Annotated in this window: 11 protein-coding genes; 4 read left to right on the forward strand and 7 right to left on the reverse strand. The window is 65.2% G+C overall.

All coding sequences use genetic code 11. From position 1 onward, the window contains the following. The coding region (locus C4301_RS07560) for a galactokinase family protein (protein WP_352414488.1) at window positions 1-295 on the reverse strand (295 nt) is incomplete at its 3' end. 289 nt (window positions 296-584) lie between these two features. Between C4301_RS07560 and C4301_RS07565 the strand changes: the two genes are divergently transcribed. Then, window positions 585-1,358 (forward strand): DeoR/GlpR family DNA-binding transcription regulator, encoded by a 774-nt coding sequence (locus tag C4301_RS07565; RefSeq protein ID WP_352414489.1) that lies wholly within the window; start codon window positions 585-587, stop codon window positions 1,356-1,358. Here C4301_RS07565 and C4301_RS07570 read toward each other — a convergent pair. The 6 genes from C4301_RS07570 to C4301_RS07595 are packed head-to-tail and all read right to left on the reverse strand — an operon-like array spanning window position 1,330 to window position 8,697. Then, window positions 1,330-3,363 carry a glycoside hydrolase family 2 TIM barrel-domain containing protein gene (locus C4301_RS07570; RefSeq protein WP_352414490.1) on the reverse strand — a complete coding sequence of 678 codons (2,034 nt, stop codon included), beginning with the start codon at window positions 3,361-3,363 and terminating at the stop codon, window positions 1,330-1,332. The genes C4301_RS07565 and C4301_RS07570 overlap by 29 nt on opposite strands. After that, the gene (locus tag C4301_RS07575) at window positions 3,360-4,604 is read right to left on the reverse strand and encodes an MFS transporter (RefSeq protein WP_352414491.1); all 1,245 of its coding nucleotides are present in this window, start codon (window positions 4,602-4,604) and stop codon (window positions 3,360-3,362) included. The genes C4301_RS07570 and C4301_RS07575 overlap by 4 nt, the downstream gene beginning before the upstream one ends. After that, complete coding sequence (locus tag C4301_RS07580) at window positions 4,601-5,407, reverse strand: ChbG/HpnK family deacetylase (protein ID WP_352414492.1); 807 nt, start codon at window positions 5,405-5,407, stop codon at window positions 4,601-4,603. Before C4301_RS07580 ends, C4301_RS07575 begins: the two co-directional genes overlap by 4 nt. Further along, window positions 5,404-6,387 (reverse strand): TAXI family TRAP transporter solute-binding subunit, encoded by a 984-nt coding sequence (locus C4301_RS07585; RefSeq protein WP_352414493.1) that lies wholly within the window; start codon window positions 6,385-6,387, stop codon window positions 5,404-5,406. The genes C4301_RS07580 and C4301_RS07585 overlap by 4 nt, the downstream gene beginning before the upstream one ends. 44 nt (window positions 6,388-6,431) lie before the next feature. Beyond that, window positions 6,432-7,283, reverse strand: a complete 852-nt coding sequence (locus tag C4301_RS07590; RefSeq protein WP_352414494.1) for a metal ABC transporter substrate-binding protein — start codon at window positions 7,281-7,283, stop codon at window positions 6,432-6,434. A 49-nt stretch (window positions 7,284-7,332) separates the two neighbouring features. Next, on the reverse strand, window positions 7,333-8,697 hold the full coding sequence (locus C4301_RS07595) for a PucR family transcriptional regulator (protein WP_352414495.1): 1,365 nt from the start codon (window positions 8,695-8,697) through the stop codon (window positions 7,333-7,335). Window positions 8,698-8,861: 164 nt separating this feature from the next. Between C4301_RS07595 and hpaI the strand changes: the two genes are divergently transcribed. From hpaI to hpaE, 3 genes are all read left to right on the forward strand, one after another. Beyond that, on the forward strand, window positions 8,862-9,746 hold the full coding sequence (gene hpaI / locus C4301_RS07600; protein WP_352414496.1) for a 2,4-dihydroxyhept-2-ene-1,7-dioic acid aldolase: 885 nt from the start codon (window positions 8,862-8,864) through the stop codon (window positions 9,744-9,746). Further along, window positions 9,743-10,510: a fumarylacetoacetate hydrolase family protein gene (locus C4301_RS07605; RefSeq protein ID WP_352414497.1), complete on the forward strand. Its 768-nt coding sequence runs from the start codon at window positions 9,743-9,745 to the stop codon at window positions 10,508-10,510. Before hpaI ends, C4301_RS07605 begins: the two co-directional genes overlap by 4 nt. Next, a partial coding sequence (gene hpaE, locus C4301_RS07610; protein ID WP_352414498.1) for a 5-carboxymethyl-2-hydroxymuconate semialdehyde dehydrogenase occupies window positions 10,507-11,860 on the forward strand: 1,354 nt, incomplete at its 3' end. The genes C4301_RS07605 and hpaE, both read left to right, overlap by 4 nt.

The following is an 11,860-nucleotide window of genomic DNA, read 5'->3' on the forward strand; positions in this document are numbered from 1 at the left end:
GGGCCCCATCCACCGGGTGGCCCGCCTGTTTCAAGGCCCACAGGACCCCGGCCAGGTAGTCCAGAAAGTCGCCCTCGGGGCCTTGACCTATGGGTCTGGCCCGGAGCTCCTTCAGGGTCTCGGAGTAGGCCTCCACCACCCCTTTGGCCTTGGCGGCCTCCACGGTGGTGGAGTAGGGAAGGGGGGCGGGGAGGACGTAGCCTTCGCTATAGTCCGTGTGCTCGCCCAGAAGGTTGACCCGGCCGGGGGCGGTGCCCACGGCCTCGGGAAGGGTTTTGAAGATCTCTTGAAACATCGCCTAAGCCTCCAGGGTTCGTGCCTTCTCCCGTTAGCATACATAAACGGGGGCATATAACGCTCCGCATTGGAGTGCGGGGATACGTGGACCTCCCCGGTCACGCGCAAGCGCACTTGTCCTCAAGTTCCAAAACCTCTCAAAGAAGCAGAAAGCGGATAGGGACCACAACGCCGCCTTGGCCATCCACGTGTCAGCCCCGGACAGCTCCAAAGGGGCTATGTTCCCAGGGGCTACATCCTGGCTCCCCTCTGGGGGGAGGTCAACAGGATGTGGAATACTGAAACCCATGCCCAGCCTCGAGGCCACCGAACGGCACCAAAGGATTTTGGACCTCCTGGCCAAGGAGGGGCAGGTCCGGGTTCGGGACCTGGCCCGCTTCCTGGGCGTCTCGGCCGTCACCCTGAGGGCCGACCTGGACTACCTGGAGCGGCAAGGTCAGCTCAAGCGGGTCCGGGGAGGCGCCATTCGGGCTGAGGCCCGGCGGTTTGAACTCCCCCTGGAGGCCACCCGTATGGTCCACGCCCGGGAGAAGGAGGCCATCGGGAGGAGGGCGGCCAGCCTGGTGCAAAATGGGGGGATCATCTTCTTGGACGTGGGAAGCACCACCACCGAGATGGCCCGGGCCCTTTCTCCCGAGCTTAAAGACGTGGTGGTGGTTACGAACGCCTTAAACATTGCCCTTCTTTTGGAGAGCCATCCGGGCATCACGGTCATCGTCACCGGGGGAACGCTTAGGCCGCTCCAGCACTCCTTGGTTAACCCCTTCGGCACCCTCCTCTTGGAGGAGATCAATGCGGACAAGGCCTTCATCGGGTGCAACGGGGTTCATCCGGAGCGCGGGTTTACCAACACCAACCTTCAGGAAGCGGAGATCAAACGGGCGATGATCAAAGCCGCCCGGGAGGTCTACGTTTTGGCCGACCATTCCAAGCTAATGCAGGTGGCCGCGGCCCGCATCGCCCCCCTCGAGGCCGCCCACCTCCTCATCACCGACCGGAAGGCTCGGCCGGAAGATTTGGATCTCCTTCAGGCTAAAGGCCTAAGGGTGGAGCTAGCCTAAAGGCGAACTCGTCCCGAGAAATCCGCTTTTCTTGCCACACCTCCCCCACCAGACGGTACTTTCCGAAGGGGAGGGCCTTCAACATCTCGCCCGGCCGGGCCCAGCGGGTTTTCTGGGCCATAGGACTTTCCCAGAGCTCCATCAGGTGGAAAAACCTCCGGGCCTCGCTGGGCCCGAGCTGCACCCGTAGGCTGGGCAGGGCCAGGTGGGCCTCTCCTTCGACCCAAAGCCGCACCTCCACCTCCAGCGCTTCGTCCAGATCCGAGATGAGCCAGGCCTCCATCAGGGGAAAGTCCCCAGGGGCAAGGGTCTCCCGGTAGGGCTCGAGGCTGAGGAGAACCGGTGAACTTGCCTCCTTCAGCGCGAAATAACCCCTCTTGGGTACCCGTTCCACGTCCACCACCGCCCAGGTGATCCCTTCCCAGGGCTCCACCAGCATAAAGTGGAAGTACCCGGTCACCCGGCCCTTGGCCCGGCGGTAGGCGTGGATGGCAAACCGGATCAGATGGGCCTGGTAGGCCTGGCTTTGCTCCACAAACTCCTCGAGGCTCTCGCCCATCCTTACCCCCGCCACCCGGAAGGTCTCGTGAGGCTGAAAGTTATGGTAACTCCATAGGCTGAAGTCCGGTGGCCAGGCCTTTTCTTTAAAGATCTTTCTTAAAAGCTCCGCCCGGGGCAGGGCCTGGGCACCGAACTCGCTGGGGAGGGGGGCCCCAGGGAGGGCCAGGAAGTCCCGCAGGTGGCCGTAGTACCAGCCGGGGTAAGGGTGTTCCCGGAAGTCCGAGGCCTCCTTGACCGGCCGGGTGGGGTCCGCCTGCCGGATCCTCTGGGCCACCAGGGGGGTGAGGGTGTGGCGGTTGTGGGTGGGCTCGTTGTGGGCGCACCAGAGGGCGATGCAGGGATGGCTTCCGTACTGCTTGACCATCAGGGGGGCCTGGCGGAGGGCCTCGAGGGCAAAGGCCTCGTCCTCCGCGTACCCCCACTGGAGGGGGAAGTCCTGCCAGATGAGGAGGCCCTTTTGGTCCGCCACCTGGTAGAGCACGGGGTGGGCCAGATGGGCATGGACCCGGATGGCGTTGAGGTGGGCCTCCACCGCTAAGGACAGGTCCTCCTCCGCCTGCTTGGGCGTGTAGGTGGAAAGCCACTGGGTGGGGATGAGGTTCGTCCCCCGGAGGAAGAGCCGCCGTCCGTTGAGGACGAGCCAGTCCTCCGAGAGGCCCACGGTGCGGAACCCCACGGGGGCGGTCCTGGCCGGACCCTCCAGGATCTGTCCGCGCAGGGTGTAAAGGTGAGGGAAGCCCCGCTCGTACACCTCCCAAAGGGGCATTTCCGGGAGATCCCAGAGGAGGGAATAGGTGTGCCGGCCTGGTCTTAAGGAGAGGACGGCCTCCTTCTGAAAGGCCTCCCCCTGGAAGTTGGCGGGAAGAAGGACAAGCTCTAAGGGCGCGCGAAGCGGCAGCGGGCTTTCCACCTCCGCGGCGATAAGAAGCCGCCAGCCCGTGGGGGTGGGCTGGGGGAGGGCTAGGAGGTGGAGGAGGGCCGGGCCGTCCGCGCTGAGGAAGGCGGGGGTCTGCCAGACGCCCCCAGTGCCCCGCTCCTGGCCCCGTGGGCCGGAGCCCCCCGGCCGGCAGTCGTGGTGGCCAAAGATCCCCTTGATCTGCCGCTTGAACTCGGGCCACTGGACCCCGTAGGCCTCCTTGGGTGCGGCGACCCGGAGCCAGAGCCGCCGGGATGGGTGCGCCCCATCGGCGGGAAGGGTGAGGACCCAGGGGAAGAAGTACCCCTCATGCCGCCCCAGGTGGGTCCCCTCGAGCCAGGCCTCCGCGATGTAGTCGGTGTAGAGCTCCAGGATACCCCTGGCCCCGGGGAGCTCCAAGAGGTACCAGCCCACCTCGGCCTCCAGCCCCTCGAGGCTCCACTGGTGGGGGAGGACCACCTCCCGCCACCCCTCCTGGGGAAGTTCCTGGGGCCTTGGGGCGGGGTGGGGAAGGAAAAGGGCCTTCATTTGACCTCCAGAGGGAAGCGTCGGGCCGCCAGGTGAGCTAGGAATAGGAGGAAGGCCGGAAGGACCCCCATGTAGAACCGGAAGGCGAGCCCCGGGTTGGGTCCGGGGTTCTCCCCGCTTTGATAGCCGAATAGCCAGAAAAGGAGGAGGAAGCTCAAGCCCATCAAGGCCAGGCTGAGTCGGGTGAGGAAGCCCGTGACCCCGTAGTAAAGCCCCTCCCGCCTCCCTGGGTCCTGATCGATGGCCGCCGCCAGAACCAGGTCTCCGCTTACCTGGGCTCCGGCGAAGGCCAGCCCCACAAGAACCCCGACCAGAACCGCCTGGGGGAGGCTTTGCGGCAGAAGGAGGAGGAGGCTGAAGAGCCCCATCAGGAGAAGGGCGTACCCCCAGGCCCTCCTTCCACCCCATCTGCGGGCCAGCCTTTCCCATAAAAAGGCTCCGGGGAAGGCCATGAGGAAGACGCTGGCGAAGAGATAGGTGGTGGTGGCTTCGGGCAGGTTAAGGCTGTACTTGGCGTAAAAGGGCATTCCCGTTTGCAGAAGGCTCCGGGCAAAGGTGTAGAGGATGCTTCCCAGGAGAAAGACCCGGAAGGCGGCGTTTTGCCAGGCGGCAAGGAGGGAAGGGAAAAGGGGGGGTGGGGGGAGGTTCTGGACCTGCGGGTCCTCCTTAAGGCCGAGGAGGAAAAATAGGAAAAGCCCGCCTCCCAGAGCGGCGAAGGCCAGGGCCATGGTGGAAAACCCGTAGGTGGCGTAGACCCAGGGGGCCAGGCCGATCCCGATCAGGAGCCCCCCTACCTGGAAGGCCAGCTTGGCGGCGCTGGCCTGGGCCCGGTCCCTTAGGCTTTTGTAAAGCTCGGGCAGGAGGGCTGAGTAGTTCGTCCAAAGGATGGATCCGAACCCTTCGTAAAGAAAGGTGACCAGGGCAAAGTAGGCGAAGAGAAGCCCCGCCTCCCTTAGACCCACCGGCGGGGTGTAGACGGCGAAAAAGAGCAGCGCCCAGAAGGGGAGGCTCACGAGCATCCAGGGTTTGCGGCGGCCTAGGCGGGTCCGGGTGCGGTCGGAAAGGTAGCCGAAAAGGGGATCGTTCACCGCGTCCCAGAGGGCGTAAAGGGTCCGCCAGAAGGCGAAGGCCGCCACGGGAAGGCCGAGGCGGTCCAGGTAAAAGTAGCTCAAGAAGGTCCCGAAGGCCTCCGAGGGGATGGTCAGGGCCAGCATGCCAAGACCGTACCGCCAGGGTTTCATCCTCGCCTCCAAACTTCCTGGATATCTTTCCAGGTAATCGGATGGAATTCGGCCAGGACCCGGCGGACCTCCGGGTGGCTTAAGGCGAAGAAGTCCGCTTCCCGGGTCTTGTGGTCGGGCAGAGCCCGCCCCTCGGGGGTGGGCAGGGCGCTGTGGTGAATCAGTTGGTAAAGCCCGGGGGGAAGTTGGCTAAGGCCCAGGTAAAAGCCCAGGCGGTTCTCCGGGGGAAGGGTGTAGGGGTCTAGAAGGCGCAGGGTGGGGAAAGGGGTTTTTTCCAAGAGCCGCGCCAGCTCGAGGAGAAAGCCTTGGGGCAAGGGGAGGGCCTCGAGGTCCTCGAGGGCAGGAAGGAGGGGCATCAGGCCATAGGTCTGGGCCAGGCGGAGGTAGACCTCGGCCAGGTCCGGCCTCAGGAGGCTTCCCTGGTGGGAGTCCAGGTGCGTGGGGGTGAAAAGCCGGAAGGCCGCTTCGATCTGGGCCCTTAGCTCGGCCTCCACTTCCACTGCCTTGGCCTTTTTCCAGACCTCCTCGGGGCTTTTGAGGAAAAACCCCTGCTCATCCCTGAGGCTTTCCCCAGGGGTGAGGGGTCGGTACCGGGGGGCTTCCCACTCGCTGGTCAGGGCCAGGTGGACCCCCAGGTCCTGCCCCCTTACCCCGCTCGCCCAGGCCGCGGGGAGGAGGACGCTTCCCGTGGGCAGGCCCAGGCTTAGATGGGCTTCGTTCTGGGCATGGGTGAGGCCCAGGTCATCGTGATGGAGGATCAGGACCCGCCGCCCCTTTAGGCCGAGCGCCTCGAGCACCTTCATCGCCAGACCCCTTTCTCCCGGTAGTACGCTGCCGCCCCCTCATGGTAAGGAAAGGGGGAGGCGCGATACCGGATCGCGTTTTCCAAGCTGGTGTCCCGCGCGGCCTTCACGGCCGTGCGGAGGGCCTCGAGGTTGTCAAAGACAGCCCGGACGATGGCGTAGGCGGTTTCTTTGGGAAGGCTCTTAGGGCATACAAAAAGGTTCCACCAGGTGAGGGTGGGGGTGTCGTATCGGGTGTTGTAGACCGACTTGGGAACGATCCCCAAGGTGGCGAGGCCGGGAAACTTCTTCTGCAGGAGCTGGACGGGGGTGCTTTGCGGTGGGATGGGAATGAGGAATAGGCGTTTTCCCTTCCGGGCTAAGGCCCCGGCCAGCTCCAGGAGGCTACTCGTGGGGAGGCCACCCGACCAGAAGAAGGCGTCCAGGGTCCCATCGGCCAGGGCCTGGGCGCTCTCGCTTACTCGGAGGCGTTCCCATTTGCCGAGGTCTCTTTGGGGGTCAAAGCCCGGTATCACGGCCGACATAAGGAGACGAGCTTCGTACTCTATAATCCCCCCCGCAACCTCGGTGGAGACCCTTTTGCCCCTGAGGTCCTGCAGCACTCGGATGCCGCTTTCCTCGCTGGTCACCACCTGGGTGTAATTGGGGTACATGGCGAAGAGAACGGCAAAGGGTACAGGCCGCCCCTGAAAGCGCTCCTCTCCCAGGAGGGCTAGCTGTGCTGCGTGAGGAAGGACGGTGCCGCAATAGTAAACCCCCTTCTGGGGGTCGGTCCGGTCCCTAAGGAGCTGGAGGTTGTCCAGAGAACCCCCGGACTGGATGGCGGTGGCCTGGGCCACGCCCGATCTGTTCAGGATCTCTGCGATCGCCGTTCCGTAGTAGAAATAGACCCCGCCGATCCCTCCGGTTCCGATGACCACCTGGGGTTTTTGGGCCAGGCCTATCCCGAAAAGAAGAACCGGGAGCCAGAAGCGTCTCATCCTTGGCCTCCTTTGCCCCCGGTTATACCAGGAATGAGCGGCCTTTACAAGACGGGACAGGCCTTTTTCAGAGCCCCGGAGAGGGCCTTCAGGTTGTGCTCCAAAAGGGCCAGGTAGGTGGGAACTTTTTCATCCAGGGTATCCGCGTACAGGAGGGCCACCTGGGCCTGGAGGGTTCTGGCCAGGGTTTGGACGAGCTTGGAGGGTTTAGGCTCGGCCAGAATGAGCCTTACCCCTTCCTTCTCGGCCCTTTTGACCAGCGTCAAGAAGCCCTGGCTTCCGATCTCCCGCTCGTGGGTGTCCGCCAGGCTCCCCACCACCTCGAGGCCATACCGTCTGGCAAAATAGCCAAAGGCATCGTGCTGCACGACCACCTTTAGCCCCTTTAGCCCACAGGCCATAAAGGCCTGATCCCGCCTCTCCACCTCTTTCTGGAAGCGCTCGAGGTTGGCCTTGTACCTCCCTTGGCCCGGGGGGTCCAGCTGGGCGAGCTCCTGGGCGATGCGCTGGGCGTAGCGGAGGGCGTAGGCGGGGTCCAGCCACAGGTGGGGGTCGCAGGGTCCGTGCCCGTCCGTTCCCTCGCAGGGGAGGCCGGGCTGGGCCTCCCCCAGGCGGACCACTTTGGCCTTTGGGGGAAGGAGGGGGGTCAGCCGGGTCAGGAAGGGCTCGAGGCCCAGGCCGTTGGCGAAGAGAAGGCGGACGTTGGCCAGCCTTTTGGCCACGCTGGGGCTAAGGTCAAACTCGTGGGGGTCGGCCCCAGGGGGAACCACCTGGACCACCTGGACCCGGCCTTGGCCCACCTGTCGCACCAGGTCCGCCAGAATAGGGGTGGTGGCGGCCACCTGGACCTGGGCCAAGGCCGGAAGGAGGAGGAAAAGGAGGGAGACCACGCGCATGCCAATATTGATAATGCGATTTCAATCTCTTGTCAAGGGGGCCGGGGCCTTAACCTTGCAAGAGCGCCCGTGCCCTTAGGGCCAGGTAAAGCCGGGCCATGGCCTCCGGGGCTTTGAGGGGGCCCATGAGCTTTTCAATCCGGGCCAGGCGGTACCGGAGGGTATTGGGGTGGATGTGAAGCCTGGCGGCGGCCTCTTCCAAGGAGGGGGCCTCGAGGTAGGCCTCCAAGGTCTTTAAAAATTTATCTGAAAGAGGCAGGAAGCGATCGGCCAAGGCCTTGAGGTCCTCTGGGGTCTGTTGGAGGAGGAAGTAGGCCACGGGGTCCAGGCCCGCGAAGGAGACCGCCTCCTTGGGCCGGGCGGCCTTTAAGGCGATGAGGGCTTCCCGGTAGGCCTCTTGAAGGCCAAACCCCGTGTGGACCAAGGAGTAGCCCAGCCGGCTTCCCTCGGGCAAGGCCTTAAGCAAGGCGGCGGCCTCTTTGTGCTCGCTGTGCACCTGCCAGAGGGCCACCACCCGGTTGCCCCGGGTCCCGAGGAGGTAGGGGATGCCCAGCCGGTCCAGATACCCCCCCGCCCGGCGGCGGAGCTCTAAGGTGGCCTCGCGCCGCCGGGCTTCCGCAAGGCGGTGCTGGCCGGGCACGGGTGGGGGCTCGAGGAGGGCCAGGACCCATTCCACGGTCTCCTCGATGCCGAAGGCGCGAAGCCTTTCCGGTTCCGCCTCGCCCAAAAGCACGGCCTCCAGAGCCATCCCGCCCAGGGACTCCTCCTGCATCCGTTCCAGGGCCCGCTCCAGGTCCTTGAGCCTGAGGAGGCGGGCGGAGAGCTCCAGAATTCCCCGGGCCGCCTCGAGCCTTTCCTCAGGGCCATAGGCCACAAGGATTCCCTCCCCGGCCTCCAAGGCCAGGTACCCCTTGCCCGCGCCTGGGGCCTTGGGGTGCTCGGGGGGCGGGGTTCCGGCAAAGGCCAGAACCTCCCCCCAGGGGGCCAGACGGGCCAGGGAGAGGCCGGTGGCGTGGTAGAGGAGCTCGAGGAAGGGCCGGTCCATCAGCCGGGGCAGGACCTCCAGAAGCCCCGCCAGGCTCCAGGCCTCGTTTCGGGCCAGGAGGCGCTTTTGCACCTCCAGCCTTAGGGCCTCTGGCCTGACCCAGGGGGGGAGGAGGACCAGCCCCAGGCCTTCCTTAAGGCAGAAGGCCTCCAGGGCCGGGTCCTCCTCCCAGACGAAGAACCCGCTCGCCCCCGCGTACCTCTCCGGGCTTCCCAGGGGACGGCCCAGAACCCCTACCCCTCTTAGGGGCCCCACCGCCTGCGCGGGGGGGAGGAGGAAGAAAAGCGGTCGCTCCGAGGGGCAGCGGGCCTCCAGGCCCAGGTCCTGGACCAGGGCGTTGAAGCCGAAGGGGTTTGTTTTTTCGTTCAATTTTTGCCACCTCCTTTGTTTATAAGGATAACTCATAGCGTGGATATGTAAAAGGAGGCATAAAGTTTCGTTTAAAAACACAAGTTTTATCGCATTCATTGGCTAATTCAACTATGGCCTAGGGCGTTCCACCCCCCCCATCCTGAAGGCAAAGGAGGCGGAAGGTGCTAACGGGTTCCATCGTCCCCCTGGTGACCCCCTTCAAAGACGGGGCCCTAGACGAGGAAGCGCTTAGGAGGCTTATCCGAAGGCAGATCCAAGCGGGAAGCCACGCCCTAAGCGTGGGGGGCTCCACGGGCGAGCCCATGGGCTTGAGCCTGGAGGAGCGGAAGCGCCTCATCCGGATCGCGGTGGAGGAGGCGGGAAAGACCCCGGTCTTGGCGGGGACGGGCGCGGGAAACCTCCGGGATACTTTGGAGCTCACCCGGTTTGCCCGGGAGGCCGGGGCCTGGGGGGCGCTGGTGGTGGTCCCACCGGCGGTCCGGCCCAACCAGGAGGGCATCTACCGCTACTTCGCCCTTCTTGCCGAGGGCGTACCAGGCTTTCCCCTGGTCCTGTACAACATTCCCGGCCGGGTGGGGGTGGAGATCCGCCCCGAGACCGTCCAAAGGCTCCGCCAGACCTACCCCCAGGTGGTGGGGCTCAAGCACTCCAGCCCCGACCTGGAGTACGTCTCCCGCCTGATCTCCTTGGTGGATGAGGGGTTTGCCGTCTACTGCGGCCTCGAGGCCCTCACCTTCCCCATGATGGCCCTGGGGGCGGTGGGGACGATCGCCGCCACGGCCAACTGGCTTCCCCAGGAGGTGGCCGAGCTCACCGAGCTCGCCTTAGCCGGACGGTTCCTCGAGGCCCGGAGGCTCCACTACCGCCTCCTGCCGGCCAACGAGGCGGTCTTTTGGGACACCAACCCCATCCCTTTAAAGACCGTCCTGAGCTGGATGGGCCTGATCCAAAAGGAGTGGCGCCCTCCTTTGGGCCCCACCACGCAGGAGGTGGAGGCCCGGCTCAGGGCCATGGCCGAGCGGTACGGCCTTTTGGAGGAGGCATGAGGCTTTGCCGCTTTATGGACAAGGGCCGGGTGCACCAGGGGGTCTACCGGCCCGCTTCGCCCGGGCAGGACCAAGGGGGGGTGCTTTTGGACGAGGCCGGGCTTCCCCACGACCCGGAGGGGGTGGTCTGGCTCCTGCCCTTTACGCCTGGGAAGATCCTGGGCCTGGCCCTGAACTACAAGGACCACGCGGAGGAGCTGGGCCTAAACCGCCCCGAGGAGCCCGCCCTCTTCTGGAAGCCCAACTCCGCCCTTCTGCCCCACCGGGGAACGGTGGTCTACCCCAAGGGGGTGGAGTTCATGCACTACGAGGTGGAACTCGCGGTGGTGGTGGGGCGGCCCATGCGGAAGGTGCGGGCGGAGGAGGCCATGGACTACGTTTTGGGGTACACCATCGCCAACGACCTGGTGGTGCGGGACTGGGTCAAAAACACCTTCCGCCCGCCCATCCGGGCCAAGGGCCACGACACCTTTCTGCCCCTCGGGCCCTTTTTGGTCACCCAGGACGAGGTCCAGGACCCCCACGCCCTTTGGATGCGGGCGTACGTCAACGGGGAGCTCCGTCAGGAGGGGCACACCTCGGGGATGATCTTCCAAATCCCGGAGATTTTGGAGTTCATCTCGAGCTTTATGACCCTCGAGCCCTTCGACGTGATCCTTACCGGGACCCCTAAGGGGATAAGCCGGGTCCGCCCGGGGGATGGGATGCGGCTGGAGATCCAGGGGCTGGGCGCCTTGGAAAACCCCATAGAGGAGGAGGCATGAAGTACAGCGATGCCGTGGCGGGGATCCCTTGGGACTCGATCGAGGCCATCCGGAAGCGGCTGGAGGGGTCGGTCGCCTTGCACTACATAGACGGCCGGTTCGTGGAAAGCGCGGCCACCTTTCCCACCTTGGACCCGTCCACGAACCAGGTCCTCTCCCACGCGGCTCGAGGCGGGGCCAAGGAGGTGGACCTGGCCGCCCAGGCTGCCGCCCGGGCCTTTGAGAAGTGGAGCCGCACCCGGGCCAAGGAGCGGAAGAGGCATCTCCTTAAGGTGGCCGAGCTTATCGAGAAGCACGCGGACGAGCTTGCGGTCATCGAGTGTCTGGACGCGGGCCAGGTCCTTAGGATCGTCCGGGCCCAGGTGGGCCGGGCGGCGGAAAACTTCGCCTTCTATGCGGAGTATGCGGAGCACGTCATGGAGGGGCACACCTACCCCGTGGACCGGGAGTGGCTGAACTACACCCTCCGCGTCCCCGTGGGGCCGGTGGGGGTCATCACCCCCTGGAATGCGCCCCTGATGCTTTCCACCTGGCGGATCGCCCCGGCCTTGGCCGCGGGGGACACGGTCATTCTGAAGCCCGCGGAATGGAGCCCTCTCACCGCCACCCGGCTTGCGGAGATCTTCCAGGAGGCCGACCTGCCCCCCGGGGTCTTCAACCTAGTCCACGGCTTCGGGGAGGAGGCGGGGGCGGCGTTGGTGGACCACCCCCTGGTTCCCCTTATCACCCTGACCGGGGAGACCACCACGGGGAAGATCGTCATGCAGAACGCAGCCAAGCACCTGAAGCGCCTCTCTTTGGAGCTTGGGGGAAAGAGCCCGGCTTTGGTCTTCCGGGATGCGGACCTGGAAAGGGCCCTGGACGCGGTGGTCTTCCAGATCTACTCCTTCAATGGGGAGCGGTGCACCGCGAACTCGAGGCTCTTAGTGGAGGAAGCGATTTTTGAGGAGTTTGTGGCCCGGGTGGCGGAAAGGGCCAGGGCCATCCGGGTGGGCCACCCCTTAGACCCGGAGGCGGAGGTGGGGCCCCTCATCCACCCCGAGCACCTGGAGCGGGTCTTGGGGTATGTGGAGGAGGGTCTTAAGGAGGGGGCGAGGCTTCTCGCAGGGGGGAGGCGGGCCCTTTCCTCCTACCAGGGGGAGGACCTCTCCGCCGGGAACTACCTCGAGCCCACCTTGTTCGTGGGGGAGAACCACATGAGGATCGCCCAGGAGGAGATCTTTGGCCCCGTGCTTCTCGCCATCCCCTTCAAGGACGAGGAGGAAGCCTTGAAGAAAGCCAACGCCACCCGGTATGGCCTCGCCGCCTACGTCTTCACCCGGGACCTCGAAAGGGCCCACCGGCTGGGCC

The organism is Thermus sp. (assembly GCF_040290245.1).
Classification (GTDB): domain Bacteria; phylum Deinococcota; class Deinococci; order Deinococcales; family Thermaceae; genus Thermus_A.